The organism is Streptomyces sp. RKAG290, from assembly GCF_023701695.1.
GTDB lineage: Bacteria > Actinomycetota > Actinomycetes > Streptomycetales > Streptomycetaceae > Streptomyces.
Map to the genome: position 1 here is coordinate 5,421,907 of NZ_JAJOZC010000001.1, position 26,076 is coordinate 5,447,982.

Here is a 26,076-nt window from a genome sequence, read left to right on the forward strand (position 1 = left end):
GGCCTCCGGGGACCGAGGGGGACGGGAAGTCCAGAAAGAGACGGAAATATCGGCCCGTCACAGCTGTGAGCCGCAACGGAGGCCGATGCACCGATCCTCCTACTTAGGCTTACCTAAGTCAACTGTTTCCCGACGCGCTGTCGGTAAAACGTACCCCGGTTCCACGCGGACATCCCGGCCCGGCGGAAAAAGACCCCCGAACGGGAGAACGGCCGCCCCGGAGGGCGGCCGTTCTCCCGTTCGGGGGAGCTGTCTGTTCGGAGGGCCGAGGCCCTTGCTCAGGGGAGGGTGAGGATCTCCGCCCCGGTCTCCGTCACCACCAGCGTGTGCTCGAACTGGGCGGTGCGCTTGCGGTCCTTCGTCAGCACGGTCCAGCCGTCGTCCCACATGTCGTAGTCGTGGGTGCCGAGCGTCAGCATCGGCTCGATGGTGAACGTCATGCCGGGCTTCATCACGGTGGTGGCGTGCGGGCTGTCGTAGTGCGGAATGATCAGACCGGAGTGGAACGAGGAGTTGATCCCGTGCCCGGTGAAGTCGCGCACCACCCCGTACCCGAAGCGCTTCGCGTACGACTCGATGACCCGCCCGATCACATTGACCTGCCGGCCCGGCCGGACCGCCTTGATCGCCCGCTTCAGCGACTCCTCGGTGCGCTCCACGAGCAGCCGCGACTCCTCGTCCACGTCGCCGCAGAGGTAGGTGGCGTTGTTGTCGCCGTGCACCCCGTTGATGTACGCCGTCACGTCGAGGTTCACGATGTCGCCGTCGCGCAGCACCGTCGAGTCCGGGATGCCGTGACAGATCACCTCGTTGAGCGAGGTGCAGAGCGACTTGGGAAAGCCCCGGTAGCCGAGGGTGGACGGGTAGGCGCCGTGGTCGCACATGAACTCGTGCGCGACCCGGTCGAGTTCGTCCGTCGTGACGCCCGGGGCGATGTGCTTCGCGGCCTCACCCATGGCCTGTGCGGCGATCCGCCCCGCGACGCGCATGCGCTCCACGGTTTCGTCGTCCTGGATCTCCGGGCCGGTGTACGGCGTCGGAGCGGGCTTGCCGACATACTCGGGGCGCCGGATGTTTCCGGGCACGGAACGGACGGGAGTGAGCTCCCCTGGTACAAGCAGCGACTGGCCAGACATGCCAGCGAGTCTAACCAGCGTGTCTGGGGCAGCATGGCACCGAGGAAAGGAGCCGACGATGGCCCTGTTCAAGAAGCGTACGGTCGGCAAGCCGGGCGAGTGGTTCTACTGTCTGGAGCACAAAAAGGTCGAGGAGGGCCCCGAGTGCCCCGCCAAGGACCGCTTCGGCCCGTACACCTCCCGCCAGGAGGCCCAGCACGCCATGGAGACCGCGCAGGAGCGGAACCTGGAGTGGGAGACCGACCCCAAGTGGCACGACCGCCAGGGGCCGGACGGGAACGCGGCCGGCTGAGGGCGCGGCCCGGGGCGCGGCGGCACGGGCTCAGCCCGTCGCCGCGGCCACCGGGCCCTCCTCGCTCCGCGCGCGCCTGCGCAGCGCGTCCTCGTCCGTCGCCGAGTCGTACGTCAGCAGCTTCGGCAGGGCGGCCGCCAGCAGCGCCACCGAGGCGACGCACGCCACGCCCCCGGTCCAGACCGCGGAGCGGGTGCCCGTCCACCCCGCCATCCCGCCGGCCCGCACCTGGCCGAGCTGCGGGCCGACGCTGTACGAGAGCACCTCGATGCCCGCCAGCCGGCCCCGGAGCTCCTCCGGAATGGTCTGGTTCCAGATGGTGGAGCGGCCGAGCCCGCTGAGCATGTCCCCCGCGCCCGCCACCGCCAGGCAGCCGAGCACCGGCCACACACTGCCGAACCTGCCCGCCGCCGCGATGGCCAGCCCCCAGACGGCCGCACCGGCCACCACGAACAGTCCGTGCCTGCGCACCCGTGAGGTCCAGCCGCTGGTCAGGCCCAGCAGCAGGGAGCCGACCGAGCCCGCCGCGTACATCAGGCCCAGCGACCATTCGGCATCCAGGTCGTCGGCCAGGAACGGGAAGATCGCGTTCGGGAACGCGAAGAACATCGCCGCCAGGTCGATCGCGTACGTCCCCAGCAGCACCGGGCGGCTCCAGGCGTACCTGGCGCCCTCCGCGATCCCGCGCAGCGACGGCTTCCGGGCCTGCTCCGCGGGCGGTGCGGGCGCGAGCCTGCGGCACAGGAGGACCGAGACGGTGAACGTGACCAGCGTGACCGCGTACGCCGTGGCGTGCCCGGCCCAGGCCACCACCACGCCCGCCAGCGCCGGCCCCATGATCGCGCCGAACTGCCAGCGCAGCGAGTTCAGTGCGGCGGCCGCGGTGAGCTGGTCGTGCGGCACGATCCGGGCCATCAGTGAGTCCAGCGCGGGCCGCTGGAGCCCCGCGAGCGCGGAGACCCCGCCGGCGACCACGTAGAGCGGCCAGAGCAGCGGGTCGGGCAGGGCGGCGTTCACCAGGAGGACCAGCGCGAGCAGGCCGAGCCCCGCCTCGGTGGCCAGGATGACCTTGCGGCGGTCCGCGGAGTCGGCGAGCGCGCCGCCGTAGAGACCGAAGACGACCAGCGGTACCAGCTCGACCGCGCCCATCGCCCCGACGGCGAGCGGCGAGCCCGTCAGTTCCTTGATCTGGAGGGGCAGCGCGATCAGTGCCATGAAGCTGCCGAAGTAGGTGACGAGCCCCTGCACCCACAGCAGCCGGAAGTCGGCGCTGGAGTGCCAGGGCGAGAGGTCGGGCAGCAGCGCCGCCAGCCGGGCCGCGGGGGAGGAGCGAGTGGTCACGAGGACACATCGTCCGGCCACCGCGTGGCCGGGGCAAATGCATTTCCGGCGACGGGTGCGGGGGCCGCCGGCCGGGTCACCACCGGGCCGGCGGCGGCGCCGTCAGCTGGTCGGCGAGCCGGGACAGCCGGTCCCGGAAGCGCCGCCGCCCGCGCGGCACCGGCGTGCCGTTCTCGCCCGCCGCGGCGCTGACCAGGTGCTGGACCGTGTCCAGGTCCACGTCCTCGCCGTCCGTCACGGACAGCGCCTCATGGGCGAGCCCCCGGACCTCCGGATCGCCGTTGTCCAGCGAGAGCACCGTCGCCCCGGCCCGGCGGGCATCGTGCACCCGCTCCAGCAGCCCCCCGCCCGGCGACTGCGGCGCCACCACGAGCAGGGTCTCGCCCCGCCCCGCCGTCTCGATCCGGCCCAGCCCGACCGCCAGATGTGCCGGGTCCCCGGGCCCCACCCGGTGGCGTACCAGCGTCGGCGTCAGCTCGCGCAGCCCCGACCAGGTGGACTCGTCGACCAGGTGCGCCGCCAGGTGCCACGGCTCGTACACCTCGGTCCCCACCAGCAGGAGCCCGCCGCCGTGCGGGACGACGGACGAGCGCAGCGTTTCGGCGAACCGCCGGCTGGCCGCCGGCCACTGGGTCCCGGCGAGCACCTCACGCAGCAGCGCCACACGTACGGCATCCATGGCCCGGCATCATGCACCACGTCCCGGGGGCCGCACCGGGGAACGGCCCGGAACCATCCGAACGGGACCCGGACCCCGGCCCCGCACCGCGGGCCGACGACGCGGCGTTCCACTCCCTACCTGGCAGTAGTGTCGGGGCCATGACTACGAATGACAGCGGCAGCGCGCCCAAGCCCCCTGCCAAGGACCCCTGGGACCTTCCCGACGTGTCCGGCCTGACCATCGGCGTACTCGGCGGCACCGGACCGCAGGGCCGCGGTCTCGCCTACCGGTTCGCCCGTGCCGGACAGCAGGTCGTCATCGGCTCCCGCGCGGCCGACCGCGCGCAGGCCGCCGCCGACGAGCTGGGACACGGCGTGCGGGGCGCGGACAACGCCGAGTGCGCCCGCACCAGCGATGTCGTGATCGTCGCCGTGCCGTGGGACGGGCACGCCAAGACCCTGGAGTCGCTGCGCGACGAGCTGGCCGGGAAGCTCGTCATCGACTGCGTCAACCCGCTCGGCTTCGACAAGAAGGGCGCCTACGCCCTGAAGCCGGAGGAGGGCAGCGCCGCCGAGCAGGCCGCCGCCCTGCTGCCGGAGTCCCGGGTCACCGCCGCCTTCCACCACCTCTCGGCGGTGCTGCTCCAGGACGAGGCGATCGAGGAGATCGACACCGACGTGCTCGTGCTGGGCGAGGCCCGCGCCGACACCGACCTCGTCCAGGCGCTGGCCGGCCGGATCCCCGGGATGCGCGGCATCTTCGCGGGCCGGCTGCGCAACGCCCACCAGGTCGAGTCGCTGGTCGCCAACCTGATCTCGGTCAACCGCCGCTACAAGGCACACGCGGGGCTGCGCGCCACCGACGTGTGAGCCGCGCCCCAGCGGCCGCACCCTGCTCGGAGCGAGGCGGGGCATGGGGGACACTGGACGGGACCGCGCGCCATCCCCCGACAGGAGCCACCCCCATGCCCCGCCTCGCTCTCTACGCCCTCGCCGTCTGCGTACTCGCCGTCGCCGCGGCCGTGATCTCCTTCGTGCAGGGCAGCTGGCTCCTCGGGATCGTCTGGGTGCTGCTGGTCGGACTCTCCTCCAACATGGCCTGGTACTACCTGCGCCGGCAGCGCGCCGCGCAGGGTGCGCAGGGTGCTTCCTAGTCCGAACGTGAGGCCCTAAGGGCTGTCCCGCAATCCCTGGCGGGCGCACGACGACAGCTACGGCACCTCTCCCCCGTAGCCTCAACGGCACGGGGGGACCCCCTCCGTTGTCGGGACGCCCGAATACATCCAGTATGCGGACGTCCCTCCGCCTTGCGATGCACCGCATCTGACGCCGCGCGCTGATCCACCAGGGATTACGGGACAGCCCTTAGCCGTCCAGCGCGCAGACCGGATTCGGCGTCTGCCAGAACCGGTAGGCGTCGAGACCGCAGTACGTCTCGAAGTCGCTCACGCCGAGCGCCCGCAGCAGCGCATCGATCGCGTCAAAGAACGCCGCGTTGACCCCGGGGATCCACAGCAGGGCGAAGACGGCGATCAGCCCGAACGGGGCGAACGGCTCCACCTGGCGGCGCACCGAGTGCGAGAGCCAGGGCTCGATCACCCCGTAGCCGTCCAGGCCCGGCACCGGTACGGAGTTCAGGATCGCCGCCGTCACCTGGAGCAGGGCCAGGAAGCCCAGCGCGTAACGGAAGGCGACCGGGACGCCGTCCAGTGCGTCCAGCCAGAAGGGCGCGGTGCAGACGAGGGCGAACAGCACATTGGTCAGCGGTCCCGCCGCCGAGATCAGGCTGTGCCTCCAGCGGCCCCGGATCCGGCCCCGCTCGATGAAGACCGCGCCGCCCGGCAGACCGATCCCGCCCATGATCACGAACAGCACCGGCAGCACGATGCTCAGCAGGGCATGGGTGTAGCGCAGCGGATTCAGGGTGAGATACCCCTTGGCGCCGATGGAGATGTCGCCGCTGTGCAGCGCGGTCCTGGCGTGGGCGTACTCGTGGAGGCACAGCGAGACGACCCAGGCCGCGGTGACGAAGAGGAACGTCGCGAAACCCGGCTGATCGGCGAAGTCCGTCCACACCGCCCAGCCGGACACCGCCGTCACGGCGGCGATCCCGAGGAAGACCGGGCTGATCCGCCGGTCGCTGCGGGCTGTTGCGGTGGTCATCGGCGGGCTCCTGGTGGCTGCGGGAGGGTCGGGACCTGGCGGGCGGCGAGACCCGACCGTACAGGCGACACGGCCAGAACGTCTGGCATCCGGCCGGAGGTTCCGTAAAGGGTGGGGGCATGACAGAAAGTGCGGGGGACGGGCCACGCGGCCTTCGCCGGGCGGCTGTCCCGCTCCCGGCCCCGGTCACGGACAATGGGCGCGTGCGCTACAGCATCCTCGGTACCACCCAGGCACTCCGCGACGACGGCACGGCCGTCGCCATCGGCGGGGCGCGGCTGCGCGCCCTGCTCACCGTGCTCGCCCTGCGGCCCGGCCGCACGGTGCAGGCCGCCGTGCTCGTCGACGAGGTGTGGGACGGGGACCCGCCCGCGGACGCGCCGGGCGCCCTGCAGGCACTCGTGGGCCGGCTCAGGCGGGCGCTGGGGCACGAGGCGGTCACCTCGGCGGAGAACGGTTACCGGCTGGCCGCCGAAGCGGACGCCGTCGACCTGTACCGGTTCGAACGGCTCGCGGGCGAGGGGGCACGGGCGCTGGAGGCCGGCGATCCGGCCAAGGCCGTGAGCGTCCTGGACGACGCCCTCGGCCTGTGGCGCGGACCGGTCCTCGCCGACCTGCCCGACCGCAACGCCGTCGCGGCCCGCTGGACGGCCCGGCGCCTCGACGCCCGCCGCACCCGGCTCACCGCCGCGCTCGCGCTCGGCAGGGCCGACGAGGCGCTGCCGGAACTGGCCGCGCTCTGCGACGAACACCCCCTCGATGAACCGCTCCAGGCGCTACGGCTGCGGGCCCTGCGCGACGCCGGGCGCACCGCCCAGGCACTGGCCGCGTACGACGAGGTCCGCACCGTCATCGCCGACCGGCTCGGCACCGACCCGGGGCGTGAACTCACTTCGCTGCATGCCGAGTTGCTCCGTCAGGAACCGGCGCGTCCGGCCGCGCCCGCCGCCCGGCCGGCCCCCGCCGCCCCACCGGGCAACCTCCGCGCCAGGCTCACCAGCTTCGTCGGACGGGAACGGGACATCGAAGCCCTGCGTGGCGATCTCTCCCGCGCCCGGCTGGTCACCCTGCTCGGCCCGGGCGGTGCCGGCAAGACCCGGCTCTCCCAGGAGGCCGCCGAGTCCGTGGACCCGGCCACCTGGCCGGACGGCGTCTGGCTGGCCGAGCTCGCACCGGTGGCAGATCCCGAAGCGGTCCCGGAGGCCGTCCTCACCGCGCTCGGCGGCCGCGAGACCGTGCTGCGGGGCGCGGGAGCCGAGGAGCTCCGCGCCGCCGAACGGGGCGCGGGCGAACCGCTCACCCGGCTCACCGAACACTGCTCCGGGCGCCGCATGCTGCTGCTCCTGGACAACTGCGAGCACCTCATCGAGGCGGCAGCGGCCCTCGCCGACCATCTGCTGGCCCGCTGCCCGGGCCTCACCGTCCTCGCGACCAGCCGTGAACCCCTCGGCGTACCGGGCGAGTTCGTCCGCCCGGTCGACCCGCTGCCCGATCCGATGGCGCTGCGCCTGTTCGCCGACCGCGGCGCCGCCGCGCTCTCCGGCTTCCGGATCGACGCGGACGAGCAGACCGTGGCGGCCACCGCGGAGATCTGCCGGCGGCTGGACGGGCTGCCGCTCGCCATCGAACTCGCCGCAGCCCGGCTGCGGATGCTCACCCCGCGCCAGATCGCCGACCGGCTCGACGACCGGTTCCGGCTGCTGACCAACGGCAGCCGCACCGTGCTGCCGCGCCAGCAGACCCTGCGGGCCGTCGTCGACTGGTCCTGGGACCTGCTGGACGAGGCCGAACGCACCGCCCTGCGCCGGCTGTCGGTCTTCTCCGGCGGCTGCACCCTCGACGCCGCCGAGGCGGTCTGCGGGGAGCACGCCTACGACGTCGCCGGAGTGCTCGGCTCGCTCGTCGACAAGTCCCTCGTCGTCGCCGCGCCCGCGCCGGACGGCCGGATGCGCTACCGCCTCCTGGAGACCGTCGGTGAGTACGCCGGCGAACGCCTTGAGGAGGCGGGGGAGCGGGACGTCGTGGAGCGGCAGCACCTCGTCTTCTTCCGGGAGCTGGCCCGCACCACCGACCCCGAACTCCGGGGCGCCGGACAGCGCGCCGCCCTCGACCTGCTCCAGCGCGAGAACGAGAACCTGCGCACCGCCCTGCGGCACGCCGTCGCCGCCCGCGACGAGCAGGAGTCGCTCTGCATGGTGCTCTCGCTCGCCTGGTACTGGCAGATGCGTGATCTGCGCAGCGACGCCCTGCATTGGACGGAGGCCGTCACCGCGCTCGGCCCCGATCCGTTCGCCCCGCCGGGCAGCCCGGCGCCCTCCCTGTACGAACGCTGCACCGACGCCCCGCCGCCGATGGGCCCCGAACTGCTCCAGGAGGCGCGGCGCGAGGTCGAACTGGTGCGGATCGCCAGCCTGGACCACTCGATGGAGGCATGGGCGGACGAAGCCGGCAAGGCCCGACTGCGCGTCATCGCCGCCACCTACCGGCCGGGCCAGCCCCAGACCTGCCGCAGCCCGGGTTCGCTCTGGATCTTCGCCGTCATGCTCACCGGTCAGCTCTCGCGGATGCGTGGCCTGCTGGACGAGACGGTACGCGCCTCACGGGAGCTCGGATACGACTGGGAGCTGGCCGCCGCGCTCCAGATGCGTGCCAACGTGCTGGCCAACCGCCCCGACTGGGCCGGCGAGGCCCATGCCGACGCGGACGAGAGCCTGGAGATCTATGGCCGTCTCGGCGACGACTGGGGTGCGGCGGAGGCTCTCTCCTCGCGCGGCGAGGCGAACGAGAAGTCGGGCGACTACACCCGGGCTGCCGAGGACTACCAGGCCGCGATCGGCTACGCGGAGAAGATCGGCGCCAAGGCGCAGGTGCTGGTTCTCCGCACCCGGTACGCCTCCGCGCTGACCGAGCTCGGCCGCGGCCCGGAGGGCGAGGCGATCTTTCGGGAGGTGCTCGCCGAGGGGCGGCACGCGGCGCACGAGGCAACCGCGTTCGCCCGGTTCTTCCTGGCCCTGTCGCTGGGCCTGTCCGGACGCACCGTCGAGGCCCGCGAGCAGTTCACCGTGCTGCAGGAGGAGTTCAGGACCGCGTCCATGGCCGTCTTCGACGCGTTCGTGCTGGGCGGCCTGGCCTGGCTGGACACCCAGGAGGGCCGGTACGCGGACGCCCTGCCCCGGAGCCGGGAGGCGCTGGCGCGGTCCGACGACACGCTGTCGCAGATCGTGGCGCCGCACATGCACGTCATCCACCTGGTCACTGCGGCGCGTGCGCTGGGCGGACTCGGCGGGGAGCGCCGGGCCGGCTGCGCCGCGCGGGTGCTGGCCGCCGCACGGGGGCTGCTGCCCCAGGGGCATGTGATGACGCTGATGGAGCGGGAGAACTACGCCGCTGCCGAGGGGCTGGCCCGCGGCGTACTCGGGGACGCCGGCTTCGAGGCCGCGTACGCCGAGGGCGGTGGCCTCTCCCTGGAGGAGGCCACCGCCCTCGTCGACGCGTGCCGGGACTGAGCCGGGCGCGTCAGGACTTCTTGCGGAACTTCGACACCGCGATCGGGGCCATCACCGCGGTGATGAGCACGGTCCAGCCGAGCGTCAGCCAGACCGAGTTGCCGAGCGGGGTGCCCATCATCAGGCCGCGCGCGGCGTCGGCCAGGTTGGACAGCGGGTTGTAGTCGGTGAACGTCTGGAGCCAGCCGGGCATCGTCTGCGGCGGGGCGAAGATCGAGGAACCGAACTGGAGCGGCATCATCACGATCATCCCCATTCCCTGCACTGCCTGGGTCGTCTTCAGGGCCAGTCCGAGCAGGATGAAGATCCACATGATCGCGGCGCCGAACGCGGCGGCCAGACCGATCGCGCCGACCAGCCCGAGCACCGAGCCGTGGAGCTGCATGCCGAGCGCGAAGCCCATGCCCAGCAGGATCAGCGTCGCGACCATCATCCGGCCGATCTCGACCACGATCTTGGCGATGAGCACCGAGGAGCGTGCGATCGGCATGGTGCGGAACCGGTCCATGACCCCCTTGCGGAAGTCGTCGTTGACACCGGAGCCGACGGCCATGGCGATGTTCATGCCCATCATCGCCATCAGGCCGGGGATCAGGTAGTTCAGGTACTCCTGCCGGCCGCCGCCCATGCTGCTGCCGACGGAGCCGCCGAAGACGTACACGAACAGCAGCACGAAGATGACCGGCATCAGGAGCGCGTCGAACATCGACTCCGGATCCTTCTTGATCTGGAGCAGGTTGCGCCGCACCAGCGCCCCGATGTGGCGCAGGTTGTTCCGCAGCCCGATCCGGCCCTCGTCGTGCAGCTTGGCGGCCGGGGCGGCAGGGGGCGCGTCGACGGGCGTGGGTGTCAGAGTCGTCGTGCTCATGCCGCGACCTCCTGGGGAATCGTGTCGGTGACGGTGGCCTTGTCGCCCGTGATGGCGAGGAAGACCTCGTCCAGGCTGGGCAGCGCGGTGGCGACGTGCGCCAGCGAGAAGCCCCGGGTGCCGAGCAGGCCGATCACGGCGGTGAGCTGCTCGTCGCTGAGGATCGGTACGTACAGCAGTCCCTCGTCCGGAACCGCCTGGGCGCCCGCGACCCCGTCCAGCCCGGCCTCGCGCAACGCCTGTGCCATCGCGGCCAGTTCGGCCGGGTCCGAGGGGCGGATCTGCAGGGTGCGGCCGCCGACCTTGGCCTTCAGCTCGTCGACGCCGCCGCGGGCGATGATCTTGCCCTGGTCGATGACGGTGAGCTCGTTGGCGAGCTGTTCGGCCTCTTCCATGTACTGGGTGGTGAGCAGCACGGTCGCCCCCTCCGCGACCATCCGCTGCACCTCGTCCCAGACCTCGTTGCGGGTACGGGGGTCGAGCCCGGTCGTCGGCTCGTCCAGGTACAGCACGGCCGGGCTGCCGATCATGGATGCGGCCAGGTCCAGCCGGCGGCGCATACCGCCGGAGTAGTCCATCGCGGCCTTCTTCGCCGCGTCGGTGAGCGAGAAGCGCTCCAGCAGCTCGTCGGCGCGGGACCGGGCCTTCTTGCGCGGCAGGTCGAGCAGCCGCCCGATCATGTAGAGGTTCTCCCAGCCGGAGAGCTTCTCGTCGACCGAGGCGTACTGACCGGTCAGACCGATGGTGCGGCGCAGCGCGCGGGGCTGCTTCACCACGTCGAAGCCCGCCACGACCGCGTGTCCGGCGTCCGGCAGGATGAGGGTGGACAGGATGCGTACGAGGGTGGTCTTGCCGGCGCCGTTGGGGCCGAGCACACCGAGAACGGTGCCCTCGCGCACATCGAGGTCCACGCCGTCCAGAGCTTTGGTCGAGCCGTAGTGCTTGACCAGTCCCCGTACCTCGACGGCGTTGTTGCCGTTGCTGGGGTTCTTGTCGAATCGCGTCATGTCCACTATCAGATCAGCCGCCACCGACAGTCCACCGACAGGCGGCCGACAGCCCGCCGATGGGGGAAGTCGGCGGGCTGTCGGTGGTGCCGGCAGTGGTCGTCCGGTCAGTGGAAGGTGTGCTCCGGCGCCGGGAAGGTGCCGCCCACGACCTCGTCCGCATAGGCCTTCGCCGCGTCGCCGAGGATCTGGCGCAGGTCGGCGTACTGCTTGGTGAAGCGCGGCACCTTGCCGCCGGTCAGCCCGACCATGTCGGTGTAGACCAGCACCTGGGCGTCGGTGTCCGGACCGGCGCCGATGCCGATGGTCGGGATGTGCAGGATGCGGGTGACCTCGGCGGCCAGCTCGGCCGGTACGAGCTCCAGGACGACGGCGAACGCGCCCGCGTCCTGCACGGCCTTGGCGTCGCGCAGCATCTGCTGGGCGGCCTCCTCGCCCCGGCCCTGCACCCGGTAGCCCATCGCGTTGACGGACTGCGGGGTCAGGCCGATGTGGGCCATGACCGGGATGCCGGCGTCGACCAGGAGCTTGATCTGCTCGTGGCTGCGCTCGCCGCCCTCCAGCTTGACCGCGCCGACCCCGGACTCCTTGATCAGCCGGGTGGCGTTGCGCAGGGCCTGGACGGGGCTCTCCTGGTAGGCGCCGAAGGGCAGGTCGGCGACGACGAGTGCGCGCCTGGTGCCCCGCACGACGGCGGCGGAGAGGATGGCGATCTCGTCCATCGTGACGGGCACGGTGGTCTCGTAGCCGAGGTGACAGTTGCCCATGGAGTCGCCGACGAGCATGACCGGGATGCCGGCCTCGTCGAAGACGGACGCGGTCATCGCGTCGTAGGCGGTGAGCATGGGCCACTTCTCGCCGCGCTCGGTGGCGGCGGCGATGTCGTGGATGGTGACACGGCGGTTGCTCTTGCCTCCGTACAGCGCCTTGCTGCTGTCGGAAGGGGCGCCCGCGGGGGACTCGGTGGACTGGTTCTTCGCAGCCTGAAGCGACATTGCCAACGGCTCCTTCGTCATCTCGAGGCACCCTGACGGCGTCCCCGGATCCCTTCCATGGTGGCATCCCGGAGCCGCTCACGGGAAGTGCGCCCCGCGCACGGGTCCGCAGTCGGTAAAAACTTTCCAATACGAGACGGTCTCGTATCGAAATAACGCTAGGCTCTGGCCCATGTCCATACCGTCCGGCGCTCCCGCCGCCCTGCCCCAGGTCCCGGAGGCGGTCCACCGCCGTCGCTGGGCGATCCTCGCCGTCCTGATGTTCAGCCTGCTCATCGTGGTGCTGGACAACTCGATCCTGAACGTCGCGGTCAAGACGATCGCCTCCCCCGCGCCCACCGGGCTGGGAGCCACCCAGAGCGAGCTGGAGTGGGCGATCAACTCCTACACGCTCGTCTTCGCCGGACTGCTCTTCACCGCGGGCCTGCTCGGCGACCGCATCGGGCGCAAGAAGGTCCTGCTCGCCGGCATCGTCCTCTTCGGCATCGGCTCGGCCTTCGCCGCCATGTCCGGCTCGCCCGCCGAACTCATCACCTGGCGCGCCGTGATGGGCTTCGGCGCCGCCTTCGTGATGCCGGCCACACTCGCCGTCCTGATGAACGTCTTCGAGCGCGACGAGCAGCCCAAGGCCATCGGCATCTGGGCGGGCAGCGTCGGCCTCGGCATCGCGATCGGTCCGATCACCGGCGGGCTGCTCCTGGAGCACTTCTGGTGGGGCTCGATCTTCCTGGTCAACGTGCCCGTGGTGGTCGTCGCGCTGATCGCCATGGTGGTGCTCGTGCCGGACTCCAGGGACCCGAAGCCGGGCCGGCTGGACCCGATCGGCGTGGTGCTCTCCATCATCGGTCTGGTGCTGCTGGTCTACGGCATCATCCGCGGCGGCGAGCTCGCCGACTTCACCGACGTCTCCGTGCTGCTGCCGGTCATCGGCGGCCTGGCCGTCCTGGTCGTGTTCGTCCTCCACGAGAAGCGCAGCAGCAGCCCGGCCATCGACATCACGTACTTCAGGAAGCCGGCCTTCGCCGCCGCGGTCGCCGCCATCGCCCTGGTCTTCTTCGCGCTGATGGGCGTGACGTTCTTCTCCGCCTTCTACATGCAGAGCGTGCGCGGCTGGAGCGCCCTGCAGTCCGGGCTGCTGATCCTGCCGCTGGCCGTCGCCCAGATGGTCTTCGCCCCGCGGGCCCGGCTGGTGGTCGACCGGTTCGGCGCCCGTGCCGTGTGCACCGTCGGCATGCTGATGGTCGCGGTCGGACTGGCGGCGTTCGCACTGTTCGACGCCGATACGCCCGTCTGGGTGATGTGTGTCGTCTTCTTCGTCCAGGGCACGGGCATGGCGCATGTGATGCCGCCGGTCACGGTCGCCGTGATGCAGGCGCTGCCGCGTGAGAAGGCCGGCTCCGGCTCGGCCGTCAACAACACCTTCCGGCAGGTCGGCGGCGCGCTCGGGATCGCCGTCCTCGGCTCGGTGCTGTCCGCCGTCTACCGCAGCGACATCGAGGGGGACCTCGGCGCGCTGCCGGCCGCCGCCAGGGACGCGGCGGGGGAGTCCATCGAGGCCACGCTCGGCGTCGCGGAGAAGATGGGTCCTGCGGGCACCCCGCTGGTCGCCGCCGCGCACGACGCCTTCCTGAGCGCCATGCACGTCACCGCCATCGGCTCGGCCCTCGTCGCCCTGATCGGGGCAGTCGTGGTCGCGCTGTTCCTGCCGGGCAGGCAGGTCACCGGGCAGCCGTCCGCACCGCAGGAGCAGACGTCGCCCGCCCGCGCGGGACGGTGACGCGGACGGCCTCACCCGGCTGACGCGGGCCGGCCCCGGCCCGCGTCAGCGAGAATCGGGGCGGCGAAAGGTGGTTTCACGTGCAGGCTCAGGCATCGGACCGGGACGAACGGGCTCCGGGCGAGCAGGACCGACAGGCCCACGGCGGCCCGGAGCGCCCTCCCGGCGATGAGCAGGAGCCCCGCCGCGGCCGCCCGCGCAGCGCGGCGGCCGAGCGCGCCATCCTGGACGCCGTCGCCGAACTCCTGGAGGCCGGGGAGCCACTGGCCGGCCTGTCCATCGAGCGGATCGCCCGCACCGCCGGGGTCGGCAAGGCCACCATCTACCGGCGCTGGAGCGGCAAGGAGGAGCTCTTCGTCGACGTCCTGCGCGACATCGAGCCGCCGGAACCCGAGGTCTCCGGCACCGGCGGCCTCGGCGACCTGCGCATACTGCTGGAGTCGATGCGCACCCGCGGCCTCGCCCAGCGCTCCTCCGTACTGCTGCACAACGTCTTCGCCCAGATGAAGAGCCATCCCAGGCTCTGGACCGAGTACCAGCGCACCGTGATCGCGCCACGCCGGGACGCCATGCTCGCCGCCGTCCAGCGGGCGGTCGACGCCGGCGAACTGCGGGGTGACCCGGACGTGGAGCTGATGGACGACCTGTTCCTCGGCCCCATGCTCGTACGCACCGTCCACCGGCCCGACGCGCCGCTGCCCGAGGACCTCGCCGACCGCATCATCCAACTGCTGGTCGAGGGCCTCGGGCCGCGCCCGGCCGCCGCCGGTTCCGGCGAAGGCGCAGGCCGCGGCTGACGCGCCCGGACCCACACCATTGTGATCGTTCTGTCACAAGCCCCCGCAGACCCCCTCCTGCCGGAACCCGCCGTACCTCCTCCTTCGTCCTGCTGGCAGTACGGCCGTCGTCGACGGCGGGAAACCCATGGTTCATCGCCTAGGGTCGATGGCGCGGCGATGTACAGGGCAAGGCAGTGAGGACAGCGTGATGGTGCAGGCGTACAGGGCGGACACCGGGAACGGCGGCGCAGGACCGCAGCCCACCGGATCCCGCTTCCGGGACCTGCGCGACAGATGGACCAAGGACCGGGACATCTGGCGGCGCGGCATCGTGCTGGCCGGCTGCTCGGTCCTGCTGACCCTCGTGATGATCTGCCACGCCCAGATCCCGAACACCATCGGCAACCTGGGCAGTCTCACCGAGACGTTCCTGCCGTGGATCGCCGTCTTCGTCCCGGTCCTGCTCGTGCTGGGCATCGTGCGGCGCTCCGCGACCGCGCTGATCGCCCTGCTACTGCCGGTCGTGGTCTGGTTCAACCTGTTCGGCGGTCTGCTCACCGACAAGTCGGGCGGGGGCGGCGATCTCACCGTCGCCACCCACAACGTCAACGCGGACAACGCCGACCCCACCGGCACGGCCCAGCAGGTGGCCGGCTCCGGCGCCGATGTCATCGCGCTGCAGGAACTGCCCGCCGGTCAGGTGCGGACGTACGAGTCGGCGCTCGACGGCCGCTTCCCGTACCACTCCGTGCAGGGGACCGTCGGCCTGTGGAGCAAGTACCCGATTCATGACACCCGCCCGGTGGACATCAAGATGGGCTGGGTCAGGGCCATGCGGACCACCGTCGCCACACCCGAGGGCGAGGTCGGCTTCGTCGTCGCGCATCTGCCCTCGGTACGGGTCAAGCTGCACGCCGGCTTCACCGCCAACCAGCGCGACCAGAGCGCGGACGCACTCGGTGAGGCCATCGCGGACGAACGGCTCGACAAGGTCGTGCTGCTCGGCGACCTCAACGGCACCATGAACGACCGCTCGCTCAACGCGGTCACCTCCCAGATGCGCTCCACGCAGGGCGCGGCAGGTGACGGCTTCGGGTTCAGCTGGCCCGCGTCGTTCCCGATGGCCCGGATCGACCAGATCATGGTGAAGGGCGTCGACCCCGTGTCGTCCTGGACGCTCCCCGCGACGGACAGCGACCACCTCCCGATCGCCGCCCGCGTCAGGCTCTGACGTCACGGTCCGTTTACCTCCCGGCATAAACCGTCTGAGAGTATTTGTTCCGATCAGGGACCGAGGGCGGCCGGCGACGGAGCCGGCCCGCCGCTGTGCGCTCCGGCCTCACGCCGGCCGCGCCGCCATGCCTCGGGCTCCCTCCTGCGGCCTGGGCCCTGCGCCCGGCCGCCCCTGTCCGCCGCGGCGGACAGGCCCCTGTGGAAAGGTTCTTCTTCATGCCTCTGGCTCTGCTCGCACTCGCGGTGAGCGCCTTCGGCATCGGTACCACGGAGTTCGTGATGATGGGCCTGCTGCCCAACGTCGCGGACGATCTGGGCACCTCCGTCCCCACCGCGGGCTACCTCGTGTCGGCCTATGCGATCGGTGTGGTGCTCGGCGCCCCGCTGCTCACCGCACTCGGCTCCCGGATCCCGCGCAAACGGATGCTCCTGCTGCTGATGGCGCTCTTCACCGTCGGCAACCTCGCCTCCGCGCTCGCCCCCGGCTTCGGCTGGCTGCTCGCGGGGCGGCTGCTGGCCGGGCTGCCGCACGGCGCGTTCTTCGGTGTGGGCGCGGTCGTCGCCGCCCGGCTGGTCGCCGACGGGCGCCAGGCGCGGGCCGTGGCGACGATGTTCCTCGGCCTGACGGTCGCCAACATCGTCGGCGTGCCGGCCGCCACCCTGCTCGGCCAGCACCTCGGCTGGCGGGCCACCTTCCTGGTGGTCGCGGTGATCGGCCTGTGCGCCATGGCCGCGCTCGCCCGGCTCGTCCCGCAGATCCCGGTCGAGGACCACCGGGGCGTCCGCCACGAGCTCCGGGCCCTGGGCAACCGCCAGGTACTGCTCGGACTGCTCACCGCGGTCTTCGGCTTCGCCGGGGTGTTCGCCGTGTACTCCTACCTCTCGGCGATGACGACCGAGGCGATGGGCTTCGGCGAGTCCTCGGTCACCCTGGTGCTGGCGCTCTTCGGCATCGGCATGACCCTGGGCGCGCTCGCCGCGGGCCCGCTCACGGACCGGGCGCTGCGGCCGACGCTGTACGGCTCGCTGGGCGCGCTCGCGGTCGTCCTGGCGGTCTTCCCGTTCGCCGCCCATGTGCAGTGGGCCGCGCTGGTGATGGTGGTGCTGCTGGGCGGGGTCGGCTTCATGACCACCACGCCGCTGCAGATGCTCGTCATGAACAAGGCCCGGCACGCCCCGACCCTGGCGTCGGCCTCCAACCACTCCGCGTTCAACCTGGCCAACGCGGGCGGTGCCTGGCTGGGCGGAGTCGCCATCGCGGCGGGCTGGGGCTGGACGTCCCCGGCCCTGGTCGGCGCGGTCCTCGCCGTGGCGGGCCTCGCGGTCGCGGTCACCGCAGGCGTACTGGACCGCGACCGCACCCCGTCCAGGGTCGTGGCCCGCGCGGACAAGACGCCCGACCGCACCGATTCCGCGGTGGACGCGCACTGAACAATCTCGCGCCCGCCACCGAGCAGAACCAAGCCCGCCACCGGGCCAAACCAAGCCCGCCACCGGGCCAAACCAAGCCCGCCACCGGGCCAAACCAAGCCCGCCACCGGGCCAAACCAAGCCCGCCACCGGGCCAAACCAAGCCCGCCACCGGGCAAAGCCAAGCCCGTCCGGCGATTGAGGACAAACCCTCAGCCGGACGGGCCCGAGCACCACACCCACCCCCGGCGTCAGCCGGACTCGCGCCACCGGTTCGTGATCGGCAGCCGCCGGTCCTTGCCGAAGCCCTTGGGCGAGATCTTCGTCCCCGGCGGATACTGCCGCCGCTTGTACTCCGCCGTGTCCACCATCCGCAGCGTCTTCGCTACCAGCGCCGGATCGAACCCGGCCGCGACGATCGCGTCGAGCCCCTGGTCCCGGTCGACGTACATCTCCAGGATCCGGTCCAGGACGTCGTAGTCCGGCAGCGAGTCCGTGTCCACCTGACCCGGCCGCAGCTCGGCGCTGGGCGGCTTGGTGATGGACGCCTCGGGGATCGGCGGGGTCTGCCCGCGCTCCTCGGCGGCCCGGTTGCGCCACTTCGCCAGCCGGAAGATCGACGTCTTGTAGACGTCCTTGATCGGCCCGTACGCGCCGACGGAGTCCCCGTACAGCGTCGAGTAGCCGACCGCCAACTCCGACTTGTTGCCGGGGCCAGCACGATCTGGCCCTCCTGGTTGGAGACGGCCATCAGCATCGTGCCGCGCAGCCGGGACTGGAGGTTCTCCTCGGCGAGACCGGTGAGCCCCAGCGACCCCATGTACGCGTCGAACATCGGCTCGATCGGCACGGTCCGGAAGTTCAGCCCGGTACGCCGGGCCAGCTCGGCCGCGTCGCCCTTGGAGTGGTCCGAGGAGTACTTCGAAGGCATCGAGATGCCGTACACGTTCTGCGCACCCAGCGCGTCGCAGGCGATGGCCGCGACGAGCGCGGAGTCGATCCCGCCGGAGAGCCCGATCAGCACGGTGCTGAAGCCGTTCTTCGCCGCGTAGGCCCGAAGGCCCACCACGAGCGCCGAGTACAGCTCCTCGTCGTCGTCGAGCCGCTGCGCGTACCCTCCGGCCAGCTCCGCCTCGTAAGCAGGCAGCGGCTTCTCGGAGAGGACCACGTGGTCGATCCGCAGCCCGTCGTTCACCACACCCGACGGCGTCTCGGCCGCGGCGGCCGGCAGGTCGAGATCGAGGATCACGCTGCCCTCGGCGAACTGCGGGGCACGGGCGATCACCTCGCCCTGCTTGTCGACGACGATCGAGTCGCCGTCGAAGACCAGCTCGTCCTGGCCGCCGATCATCGCCAGGTAGGCGGTGGTGCAGTCGGCCTCCCTGGCCCGCTTGCGGACCAGTTCCAGCCGGGTGTCGTCCTTGTCCCGCTCGTAGGGCGAGGCATTGATCGACAGCAGCAGCCCGGCCCCGGCGGCCCGTGCGGCCGGCACCCGGCCGCCGTCCTGCCAGAGGTCCTCGCAGATCGCGAGCGCCACGTCGATGCCGTGCACCCGCACGACGGGCATCGAGTCGCCGGGCACGAAGTACCGGAACTCGTCGAAGACGCCGTAGTTGGGCAGGTGGTGCTTGGCGAAGTTCAGCGCGATCCCGCCGCGGTGCAGCACCGCGGCGGCGTTGCGCGGGGACCCGGCGGGCTGGCCGTAGCGCGGCGCCGGGAACTCGGAACGGTCGAGGTAGCCGACGACGACCGGGAGCTCCCCGAAGCCCTCCTCGTCGAGACGGGCGGCGAGCGCACGCAGCGCGTCCCGCGACGCCTCGACGAAGGACGACCGCAGGGCCAGGTCCTCGACGGGGTAACCGGTCAGCACCATCTCGGGGAACGCCACCAGATGGGCGCCCTGCTCGGCGGAGTGCCGGGTCCAGTGGAGGATCGCCTCGGCGTTGCCGGCGAGGTCACCGACGGTCGAGTCGATCTGATTCAGTGCGAGGCGTAGTTGAGGCACGCCGCCCAGTGTAATCGTCTGACTGACGCGATGTCCTGGCGGGCCGCGCGAAAGACCGTGCGGCCCGCCAGGGGCCGGTCAGCGGCGGTAGCCGAGGACCGTCATCATGCCCGCCTCCGCGTGGTACAGGTTGTGGCAGTGCAGCATCCACAGCCCCGGGTTGTCGGCGTCGAGGTCCACCGTCAGCGACTGCCGGGGCAGCACGATCGCGGTGTCCTTACGGGCCCCGGCCGCGGTCCCGGCCAGCGCGAACGTGTGACCGTGCAGATGGATCGGATGCCACATCGCGGTGGCGTTGCGGAACTCCAGCCGGACGCGTTCACCGGCCTGCACGGGATTGCGCTGGTCGGCGGTGTAGGGCTTTCCGTCGAAGGCCCAGTCGTACGCCGCCATGGAACCGGTCAGCCTGATCCGCACCGTCCGGTCGGGCTCCCGGGCGGCCAGCGCCACCGACTCGTCCGGGACCAGCCGGTCGGCGGTGACCAGTTGGCCGGTCAGCTCCTTCGGCTCCGCGGACGCGGCGGGCGCCGTCCCGGCCCCGGTCCGCAGCAGCGCCCTCGCGGAGGCCTTCTTCCCCTCGGCCAGCGCGGTCAGCGGGAACACCCCGTCCCCGGCGGTCACCAGCACGTCGTACCGCTCGCCCATGCCGAGCAGCAGCGCGTCCGTCGCGGTGTGCCGGACGGGGAAGCCGTCGGTGTGCGTCACCGTCATCCGGTGGCCGCCGAGCGCGATGCGGAAGGCGGTGTCCCCGCCCGCGTTGATGATCCGCAGCCGGATCCGGTCGCCCGGCCGGGCGGTGAAGGCGGACGGGTCGTCGGGGGTGCGGCCGTTGATCAGGTAGTACGGGTAGCCGACATCGCCCGCCTCGCCGCCCAGCAGCTCACTGGTGGCGCCCGTCAGCATGCGCGACGGACCGTCGTCGGCGGCAGCGGACGAGGACGGTGCGGGCATGGCGTGCCCGCTGTGCCCGCTGCCGCCGGTAAGTTCCTTCAGGACGGCGTCGGGGGTGGAGCCGTCCACGCCGTCGAGCCAGTCGTCCAGGACGACGACCCACTCCTTGTCGTACGACAGCGGCTCCTTCGGGTCCTCGACGATCAGTGGCGCGTAGAGCCCGCGGTCCAGCTGGACGCCCGAGTGCGGGTGGACCCAGTACGTACCGGGGTCCGGCACCGCGAACCTGTAGGTGAAGTCGGCACCCGGCTCGATGGCCCGCTGCGTCAGTCCGGGCACCCCGTCCATGTCGTTGCGCAGGGCGAGTCCGTGCCAGTGCATCGAGGTCGCCTGCGGCAGGTGGTTGGCGAGAGTGAGGGCGAGCGTGTCGCCCGCGGTGACCCGGACCTCCTTGCCCGGCAGCCGGTCGCCGTACGCCCAGGAGCTGACGGTGCGTCCGCCGCCCAGTTCGAGCCGGGAGGGGGTCGCGGTCAGGGCGACCTTGCGGACGGGGCCGGCGCCCCGCAGCTTCTCGGCCGCCGCGACCTCCGGGCCGTCGGGCGAGACGTATCCCTCGGGGGCCGTCGTGCCGGACGGCCCCCCGTGAGGCATGCCGGAGTGGTCCGCGGCTGCGTTTCCATCGGCGCAGGCGGCGACGATTCCTGTACCGGCCAAGGCGATCGAGGCGCCGAGCAGGGCGCGTCGGGAGTGCTGTGCGGGCATGACTGGGTGCACCTCAAAGATGTTGTCGGTGTGAGGGAGGGCGGTGGGGCGCGGTGCGCCTATATCCGCAGTACCGACAGACCTATGAGGACGGCGTTGCGCGGCCGTGGTGGGGGAGGGGGCCGGGGCATCTGCGGCGAGCGGGCTCCGGCGCCTGCCGCCGGACGGTCCGCGGTCCTGCGCGCCACCAGCAGCACGGTGAGCAGCGCGACGGCCCAGGCGGACAGCACGGCGAGGCAGACGGCCATCGGGTCCATGCCCTGCATCGGCGCCGGCCGGCCCGGCCGCCCGGCATCCGGCGGCGGCGCGATGCCCGCGGCCGTCATCGCGGCCGGGGCCATCGGGCCGGCGGCCGTCGCGGCCAGGGCCGTCGCGTCACCGGCCACGGCGTCCACGGCCGTCATCGCGTCCGACGCCATCGAGCCGGCGGCCGGGTCGTCCGCGGCGTCCACGGGCGCCGGTGGTGCGTTCATGGCGTGCGAACCCGTCAGGGCGGTCCCCGTACGGCCCTGCTCCGCCGGGTGCCCGACGGTGTGCATGGTGAAGATCCCGAAGAGCAGCGTGGCGAACAGCAGCAGCCGCCCGTACCTCGCACCCCTCGTCCCGGACATGCCGGCCACCCTACCCCCGCCGGGTATATGAACGGCGGCGGCCCGCCACCCCGCGCGCGGCGGGACGACGGGCCGGTCGGCCGTGCGCGGTGACGGTCAGCCGCGGGAGTAGACCTTCTCCGCCCAGCCGGCGATCTGGTCCTCGTCGAGGTGCTGGGCCAGGTCGGCCTCGCTGATCATGCCGATCAGCATCTTGTTCTCGACCACGGGAAGCCGGCGGATCCGGTGGCTCTGCATCTCCTCCAGCACGTCCTCCACCTCCGCGCCCGCGTCGATCCAGCGGGGCGTGCCCTGCGCGAGGTCGCCCGCGGTGACCTTCGACGGGTTCCGGCCCATCGCCACGCAGCCGACCACGATGTCGCGGTCCGTGAGGATGCCGATCATCCGGTCCTGCTCGCCGTTGGCGGAGATGGGCAGCGCCCCGACGTTGTGCTCGCGCATCAGCTGGGCGGCGCGGTCGAGGGTCTCGTGCGCCGGGATCCAGGTGGCGCCGGTGTGCATGATGTCCTTGGCGGTGGTCATGGGGGATTCCTCCTGCGTACCGGTAGACACTGCCGTACGACCCCGAGCGAACCCAGCGTGAGGGGCCCGTTCGGGGTACGCGACCGCTATCACCCATTCGGGTGCATCCGTGCGGCGGGGGAACCCTTCGGTCCGCTCCGGGTGCGTGTCCCGACAAACGGCCCGTCCGGCCCGTCCGGACCGTCTCAGGTCCGGGGCGCCGAGCCCCGTTCCGCCAGCATCCCCGCCATCGCGTCCAGCTCGGACTGCTGGCCCTCGACCATGCTCCGGGCCAGCCGCTTCTCCGCCTTCACGGTGCACAGGCTCGCGCAGCCGCGGGCCATGTCGATGCCGCCCTTGTGGTGGTCGGTCATCAGCTGGAGATACAGCACCTCGGCCTGCTTGCCACTCGCGGTGCGGAGCCGTTCGAGCTCGGTGCGCGTCGCCATGCCCGGCATGAGGGACCCGTCGTGAGCCCGGTAGGCGGTGCCGCTGCCCGCCATCCCCTCCATACCGTCCATGTCGCCCATGTCATGCCCGCTGTGGCCGTCGTGCTGCCCGGCCATCCAGGCCATCGGCTCCTGCCCGGCGGCCGCCTTCGGCAGCTCCCACAGGTCCAGCCAGCCGAGCAGCATGCCGCGCTGGTTGGCCTGCGTGTTGGCGATGTCGTACGCGAGCCGGCGCACGTCCGCGTTCCCGGTGCGGTCCCGCACGATGAAGGACATCTCCACGGCCTGCTGGTGGTGGACCGCCATGTCGCGGGCGAACCCGGCGTCCGCCGAGTCCACCGCGGGCGGGCGCGGTGCGGATGCCTCCGCGTGGTGATCCGCCCCGTCGTCCCGCGCCGAGGCGACCGTCGCCGCCCCCGCGAACAGGACCGCGAGCGCGACGGCGGAACCCGCCACCCACCGGGTGCGCCGGGTGCGTTCCGTAACCGTCACTGCGCCCCCAGCCCGCCCGTGCACGCCGCGCCGGGCTCGGGCGTCTGCGCCCCCTGCACGTACTTCGCGAAGAACTGCGCCACCCGGGGGTCGTCGGCACCGTCCACCGTGACCTGCTTGCCCCAAGCGCTCAGCATGATGGTGCCGGCCTGGTCCTGGTACGGGCTCATCAGCGAGTACGGGGTCTTCCCGACCCGCTCGGCGAGCTTGCCCACGTCGGCCGCCGGGGCCTTGTCCGTGTACGTCACCCACACCGATCCGTGCTCCAGCGAGTGCACGGCGTTCATGTCCGGGACGGCGTTCTTGTATACCTCCCCGTCGCAGTTCATCCAGACGGGGTTGTGGTCACCGCCGACCGGGGGCTTCATCGGGTACGTCACGGTCTTGGTGACGTGGTTGCGGGTCAGCTTCTTCGCGTCCCACGTCTTCTCGCCCTTGATCGACCCTGCGGCCAGCTTCTTCCGCTCCGCCTCGGACTGCTTGGCGCCCTTCGCGTCCGATGCCTTCTGGTCCGCCGACGCCTCGGACCTGTCGAGCAGTGTGTAGCTCCCGAAGGCGACCAGACCTGCGACGACGACGGCGCTGAGGCTTATGGCCAGCACGCGGTTGCGGCGGTCCCGGGCGCGGTCGGCGTTACGCATCTGCTCTATGCGGGTCCTGCGGTCGAAGCTCATGTCGTGGGTCCTTCTGCGAAGGGGCGATGAGGGAGGGGAACGGACGGGAAAGCGGTGTACGCAGGGCAGTTGCGAGGCCGTCGCACCCCATGCACACCATGGCCATCGATCGTAGTGGGTGGCCGCGTGCCCCATCTCACGTCGGGTGCGTAATCTGGCTGAAATCCCGGGTCGTGATACTGGAGTCTCTCCCCTACCCCGGGCGGTGGTGCACGGACCGTCTGAACTGCAAGGATGTGGCTATGGACAAGCAGCAGGAATTCGTCCTCAGGACACTTGAGGAGCGCGACATCCGGTTCGTACGGCTGTGGTTCACCGATGTACTCGGTTACCTCAAGTCCGTGGCCGTTGCCCCTGCCGAGCTGGAGCAGGCGTTCGACGAAGGCATCGGCTTCGACGGCTCGGCCATCGAGGGCTTCGCCCGGGTGTACGAGTCGGACATGATCGCCAAGCCGGATCCGGGCACGTTCCAGATCCTGCCCTGGCGCGCGGAGGCCCCCGGCACGGCCCGCATGTTCTGCGACATCCTGATGCCCGACGGCTCGCCGTCCTTCGCCGACCCGCGGTACGTGCTCAAGCGCATCCTGGCCAAGACCTCCGACCTGGGTTTCACCTTCTACACCCACCCGGAGATCGAGTTCTTCCTGCTGAAGGACAAGCCGGTCGACGGCAGCCGCCCCACCCCGGCCGACAGCTCCGGCTACTTCGACCACACCCCGCAGAACGTCGGCATGGACTTCCGCCGCCAGGCGATCACCATGCTCGAATCCATGGGCATCTCGGTCGAGTTCAGCCACCACGAGGGCGCCCCCGGCCAGCAGGAGATCGACCTGCGGTACGCGGACGCGCTCTCCACCGCCGACAACATCATGACCTTCCGTCTCGTCATGAAGCAGGTCGCGCTGGAGCAGGGTGTGCAGGCGACCTTCATGCCGAAGCCGTTCTCGGAGTTCCCCGGCTCGGGCATGCACACCCACCTCTCCCTCTTCGAGGGCGACCGCAACGCCTTCTACGAGTCCGGCGCGGAGTACCAGCTCTCCAAGGTCGGCCGCTCCTTCATCGCCGGCCTGCTCAAGCACGCCGCGGAGATCTCCGCCGTGACCAACCAGTGGGTCAACTCCTACAAGCGCATCTGGGGCGGCTCCTCCCGCGCCGCGGGCGCCGGCGGCGAGGCCCCCTCGTACATCTGCTGGGGCCACAACAACCGCTCCGCGCTGATCCGGGTCCCGATGTACAAGCCCGGCAAGACCGGCTCGGCCCGCGTCGAGGTCCGCTCCATCGACTCCGGGGCCAACCCCTACCTGACGTACGCGGTGCTCCTGGCCGCGGGCCTCAAGGGCATCGAGGAGGGCTACGAACTCCCGGCCGGCGCCGACGACGACGTCTGGGCGCTGTCCGACGCCGAACGCCGCGCGATGGGCATCGAGCCGCTGCCGCAGAACCTGGGCGAGGCGATCTCGCTGATGGAGAAGAGCGAACTGGTCGCCGAGACACTCGGTGAGCACGTCTTCGACTTCTTCCTGCGCAACAAGAAGCAGGAGTGGGAGGAGTACCGCAGCGAGGTCACGGCCTTCGAGCTGAAGAACCTGCTGCCGGTGCTGTAGACGCAGGTCAGCGCCGCCAGGGCGCGTGTACGTGGCTTCGGGCCGACGGTGGCGTACCGTCGGCCCGAAGCCGTTCCTGGGAGGCGTCGCGCATGGCGGGAGCGCATCCGATCGAGCCCGGGGCCGTGGAGGGGCCCGCGCCCGAGTGGGTCTGGTACACCTCGTACGGCTCCAACATGCACCTCGACCGGCTTGCCTACTACGTGAAGGGCGGCAGGCCGCCCGGCACCGACAAGACATACCCGGGGTGCCGCGACCGGCGCATGCCCAGCCGCTCCGTTCCCGTGGAACTCAGTGGTGTTCTCTACTTCGCCACCCGGTCGCCCGTCTGGGGCGGCGGTCGTGCTTTCTACGATCCGCGCGCGGACGGCCGGGTCTACGCCCGTGCCCATCTTGTCTCGGCGGCCCAGTTCGCGGACATCGCGGCGCAGGAGATGTACAGGGAACCGGGTGAGGACCTCGACCTCACCGGGGTGCTGACGTCAGGAGTCGCGACGTTGGGGAACGGGCGGTACGAGACCCTGGTGTGCGCCGGGCAGGCGGAGCGGTTGCCCCTTCTCACCTTCACCGCTCCCTGGGGCGCTGACGAGGTGACCCCGGTGTCTCCCTCTCGTGCCTACCTGCGCATTCTCGCCTCCGGCCTGCTTGCGGCCGGAGCTTGGGATGCCGACACAGTGGCGGCATACGTGGCTTCGTCCAGGGTGCTGCCGGCCATTGGTCCGCACAGGAGATCCGAGACCTGATCACGGATTGACACCCCAGCCGTAGATGCCGGCCGGCGCTCCATGCAGCCGTCCCTTCTTCGGCCCTGACTGGTCGTCAACCAGTCGTCAACCGGTCGTCAACCACTTGTCCGCGTCGCCGCGCCCACTCTAGAGTCCTAACGGGAAAACAGATTTCAACCGTTAGGTGTCGAGGTG

The 26,076-nt window shown here is 71.5% G+C and carries 22 protein-coding genes and 1 pseudogene; 10 read left to right on the forward strand and 13 right to left on the reverse strand.

What is annotated here, in order from left to right:
• Window positions 1-278 precede the first annotated feature (278 nt).
• Window positions 279-1,136 carry a type I methionyl aminopeptidase gene (map, locus tag LNW71_RS23915; protein ID WP_250970103.1) on the reverse strand — a complete coding sequence of 286 codons (858 nt, stop codon included), beginning with the start codon at window positions 1,134-1,136 and terminating at the stop codon, window positions 279-281.
• A 58-nt stretch (window positions 1,137-1,194) separates the two neighbouring features.
• Here map and LNW71_RS23920 point away from each other — a divergent pair, with 58 nt between their 5' ends.
• Entirely contained in the window at window positions 1,195-1,428 is a 234-nt protein-coding gene (locus LNW71_RS23920) for a hypothetical protein (protein WP_250970104.1), read from the forward strand.
• 30 nt (window positions 1,429-1,458) lie between these two features.
• On the opposite strand, the gene LNW71_RS23925 is transcribed toward LNW71_RS23920, so the two are convergent.
• Both LNW71_RS23925 and LNW71_RS23930 read right to left on the reverse strand, forming a co-directional pair.
• On the reverse strand, window positions 1,459-2,769 hold the full coding sequence (locus tag LNW71_RS23925) for an MFS transporter (protein ID WP_250970105.1): 1,311 nt from the start codon (window positions 2,767-2,769) through the stop codon (window positions 1,459-1,461).
• Between the two features lie 76 nt (window positions 2,770-2,845).
• Window positions 2,846-3,448 carry a hypothetical protein gene (locus tag LNW71_RS23930; protein WP_250970106.1) on the reverse strand — a complete coding sequence of 201 codons (603 nt, stop codon included), beginning with the start codon at window positions 3,446-3,448 and terminating at the stop codon, window positions 2,846-2,848.
• Between the two features lie 140 nt (window positions 3,449-3,588).
• Here LNW71_RS23930 and npdG point away from each other — a divergent pair, with 140 nt between their 5' ends.
• Both npdG and LNW71_RS23940 read left to right on the forward strand, forming a co-directional pair.
• Window positions 3,589-4,299 carry an NADPH-dependent F420 reductase gene (gene npdG, locus LNW71_RS23935; RefSeq protein ID WP_250970107.1) on the forward strand — a complete coding sequence of 237 codons (711 nt, stop codon included), beginning with the start codon at window positions 3,589-3,591 and terminating at the stop codon, window positions 4,297-4,299.
• A gap of 95 nt (window positions 4,300-4,394) precedes the next feature.
• Entirely contained in the window at window positions 4,395-4,583 is a 189-nt protein-coding gene (locus LNW71_RS23940) for a hypothetical protein (protein WP_250970108.1), read from the forward strand.
• A gap of 211 nt (window positions 4,584-4,794) precedes the next feature.
• On the opposite strand, the gene LNW71_RS23945 is transcribed toward LNW71_RS23940, so the two are convergent.
• Entirely contained in the window at window positions 4,795-5,592 is a 798-nt protein-coding gene (locus LNW71_RS23945; protein WP_250970109.1) for a site-2 protease family protein, read from the reverse strand.
• Window positions 5,593-5,795: 203 nt separating this feature from the next.
• On the opposite strand from LNW71_RS23945, the gene LNW71_RS23950 reads away from it, so the two are divergent.
• A complete protein-coding gene (locus LNW71_RS23950; protein WP_250970110.1) occupies window positions 5,796-9,098 on the forward strand; it encodes a BTAD domain-containing putative transcriptional regulator in 3,303 nt (1,100 codons plus the stop codon).
• A gap of 10 nt (window positions 9,099-9,108) precedes the next feature.
• On the opposite strand, the gene LNW71_RS23955 is transcribed toward LNW71_RS23950, so the two are convergent.
• The 3 genes from LNW71_RS23955 to panB form a co-directional block, all read right to left on the reverse strand.
• Window positions 9,109-9,966 carry an ABC transporter permease gene (locus LNW71_RS23955; protein ID WP_250970111.1) on the reverse strand — a complete coding sequence of 286 codons (858 nt, stop codon included), beginning with the start codon at window positions 9,964-9,966 and terminating at the stop codon, window positions 9,109-9,111.
• Entirely contained in the window at window positions 9,963-10,973 is a 1,011-nt protein-coding gene (locus tag LNW71_RS23960) for an ATP-binding cassette domain-containing protein (RefSeq protein WP_250970112.1), read from the reverse strand. The genes LNW71_RS23955 and LNW71_RS23960 overlap by 4 nt, the downstream gene beginning before the upstream one ends.
• 107 nt (window positions 10,974-11,080) lie before the next feature.
• Window positions 11,081-11,968 carry a 3-methyl-2-oxobutanoate hydroxymethyltransferase gene (panB, locus tag LNW71_RS23965; RefSeq protein WP_250970113.1) on the reverse strand — a complete coding sequence of 296 codons (888 nt, stop codon included), beginning with the start codon at window positions 11,966-11,968 and terminating at the stop codon, window positions 11,081-11,083.
• A 172-nt stretch (window positions 11,969-12,140) separates the two neighbouring features.
• Here panB and LNW71_RS23970 point away from each other — a divergent pair, with 172 nt between their 5' ends.
• From LNW71_RS23970 to LNW71_RS23985, 4 genes are all read left to right on the forward strand, one after another.
• Window positions 12,141-13,745, forward strand: coding sequence for an MFS transporter (locus LNW71_RS23970; RefSeq protein ID WP_250970114.1), 1,605 nt, complete (start codon window positions 12,141-12,143; stop codon window positions 13,743-13,745).
• An 80-nt stretch (window positions 13,746-13,825) separates the two neighbouring features.
• Window positions 13,826-14,542, forward strand: a complete 717-nt coding sequence (locus tag LNW71_RS23975; protein WP_250970115.1) for a TetR/AcrR family transcriptional regulator — start codon at window positions 13,826-13,828, stop codon at window positions 14,540-14,542.
• A 190-nt stretch (window positions 14,543-14,732) separates the two neighbouring features.
• The gene (locus LNW71_RS23980; protein WP_250970116.1) at window positions 14,733-15,755 is read left to right on the forward strand and encodes an endonuclease/exonuclease/phosphatase family protein; all 1,023 of its coding nucleotides are present in this window, start codon (window positions 14,733-14,735) and stop codon (window positions 15,753-15,755) included.
• Between the two features lie 218 nt (window positions 15,756-15,973).
• Window positions 15,974-17,188: an MFS transporter gene (locus tag LNW71_RS23985; protein WP_250970117.1), complete on the forward strand. Its 1,215-nt coding sequence runs from the start codon at window positions 15,974-15,976 to the stop codon at window positions 17,186-17,188.
• Window positions 17,189-17,418: 230 nt separating this feature from the next.
• On the opposite strand, the pseudogene LNW71_RS23990 reads toward LNW71_RS23985, so the two are convergent.
• From LNW71_RS23990 to LNW71_RS24015, 6 genes and pseudogenes are all read right to left on the reverse strand, one after another.
• A pseudogene (locus LNW71_RS23990) lies at window positions 17,419-19,172 on the reverse strand (NAD+ synthase).
• 78 nt (window positions 19,173-19,250) lie between these two features.
• Window positions 19,251-20,825, reverse strand: coding sequence for a multicopper oxidase family protein (locus LNW71_RS23995; protein ID WP_250970118.1), 1,575 nt, complete (start codon window positions 20,823-20,825; stop codon window positions 19,251-19,253).
• A gap of 59 nt (window positions 20,826-20,884) precedes the next feature.
• Entirely contained in the window at window positions 20,885-21,436 is a 552-nt protein-coding gene (locus tag LNW71_RS24000; RefSeq protein ID WP_250970119.1) for a hypothetical protein, read from the reverse strand.
• Window positions 21,437-21,532: 96 nt separating this feature from the next.
• Window positions 21,533-21,958, reverse strand: coding sequence for a CBS domain-containing protein (locus tag LNW71_RS24005; protein ID WP_250970120.1), 426 nt, complete (start codon window positions 21,956-21,958; stop codon window positions 21,533-21,535).
• A 185-nt stretch (window positions 21,959-22,143) separates the two neighbouring features.
• Complete coding sequence (locus tag LNW71_RS24010) at window positions 22,144-22,878, reverse strand: DUF305 domain-containing protein (protein ID WP_250970121.1); 735 nt, start codon at window positions 22,876-22,878, stop codon at window positions 22,144-22,146.
• Window positions 22,875-23,552, reverse strand: a complete 678-nt coding sequence (locus LNW71_RS24015; RefSeq protein ID WP_250970122.1) for a DUF3105 domain-containing protein — start codon at window positions 23,550-23,552, stop codon at window positions 22,875-22,877. Before LNW71_RS24015 ends, LNW71_RS24010 begins: the two co-directional genes overlap by 4 nt.
• Window positions 23,553-23,794: 242 nt before the next feature.
• Here LNW71_RS24015 and glnA point away from each other — a divergent pair, with 242 nt between their 5' ends.
• Window positions 23,795-25,156, forward strand: coding sequence for a type I glutamate--ammonia ligase (gene glnA, locus LNW71_RS24020; protein ID WP_250970123.1), 1,362 nt, complete (start codon window positions 23,795-23,797; stop codon window positions 25,154-25,156).
• Window positions 25,157-25,248: 92 nt separating this feature from the next.
• Window positions 25,249-25,899: a histone deacetylase gene (locus tag LNW71_RS24025; RefSeq protein ID WP_250970124.1), complete on the forward strand. Its 651-nt coding sequence runs from the start codon at window positions 25,249-25,251 to the stop codon at window positions 25,897-25,899.
• Window positions 25,900-26,076 lie beyond the last annotated feature (177 nt).

Bases quoted from the DNA above. Each gene is read 5' to 3' on its own strand.
- map (WP_250970103.1), bottom strand. From the start codon at position 1,136: ATGTCTGGCCAGTCGCTGCTTGTACCAGGGGAGCTCACTCCCGTCCGT.
- LNW71_RS23920 (WP_250970104.1), top strand. From the start codon at position 1,195: ATGGCCCTGTTCAAGAAGCGTACGGTCGGCAAGCCGGGCGAGTGGTTC.
- LNW71_RS23930 (WP_250970106.1), bottom strand. From the start codon at position 3,448: ATGGATGCCGTACGTGTGGCGCTGCTGCGTGAGGTGCTCGCCGGGACC.
- npdG (WP_250970107.1), top strand. From the start codon at position 3,589: ATGACTACGAATGACAGCGGCAGCGCGCCCAAGCCCCCTGCCAAGGAC.
- LNW71_RS23940 (WP_250970108.1), top strand. From the start codon at position 4,395: ATGCCCCGCCTCGCTCTCTACGCCCTCGCCGTCTGCGTACTCGCCGTC.
- LNW71_RS23945 (WP_250970109.1), bottom strand. From the start codon at position 5,592: ATGACCACCGCAACAGCCCGCAGCGACCGGCGGATCAGCCCGGTCTTC.
- LNW71_RS23955 (WP_250970111.1), bottom strand. From the start codon at position 9,966: ATGAGCACGACGACTCTGACACCCACGCCCGTCGACGCGCCCCCTGCC.
- LNW71_RS23960 (WP_250970112.1), bottom strand. From the start codon at position 10,973: ATGACGCGATTCGACAAGAACCCCAGCAACGGCAACAACGCCGTCGAG.
- panB (WP_250970113.1), bottom strand. From the start codon at position 11,968: ATGTCGCTTCAGGCTGCGAAGAACCAGTCCACCGAGTCCCCCGCGGGC.
- LNW71_RS23970 (WP_250970114.1), top strand. From the start codon at position 12,141: ATGTCCATACCGTCCGGCGCTCCCGCCGCCCTGCCCCAGGTCCCGGAG.
- LNW71_RS23980 (WP_250970116.1), top strand. From the start codon at position 14,733: ATGGTGCAGGCGTACAGGGCGGACACCGGGAACGGCGGCGCAGGACCG.
- LNW71_RS23985 (WP_250970117.1), top strand. From the start codon at position 15,974: ATGCCTCTGGCTCTGCTCGCACTCGCGGTGAGCGCCTTCGGCATCGGT.
- LNW71_RS23995 (WP_250970118.1), bottom strand. From the start codon at position 20,825: ATGCCCGCACAGCACTCCCGACGCGCCCTGCTCGGCGCCTCGATCGCC.
- LNW71_RS24000 (WP_250970119.1), bottom strand. From the start codon at position 21,436: ATGTCCGGGACGAGGGGTGCGAGGTACGGGCGGCTGCTGCTGTTCGCC.
- LNW71_RS24005 (WP_250970120.1), bottom strand. From the start codon at position 21,958: ATGACCACCGCCAAGGACATCATGCACACCGGCGCCACCTGGATCCCG.
- LNW71_RS24015 (WP_250970122.1), bottom strand. From the start codon at position 23,552: ATGAGCTTCGACCGCAGGACCCGCATAGAGCAGATGCGTAACGCCGAC.
- glnA (WP_250970123.1), top strand. From the start codon at position 23,795: ATGGACAAGCAGCAGGAATTCGTCCTCAGGACACTTGAGGAGCGCGAC.
- LNW71_RS24025 (WP_250970124.1), top strand. From the start codon at position 25,249: ATGGCGGGAGCGCATCCGATCGAGCCCGGGGCCGTGGAGGGGCCCGCG.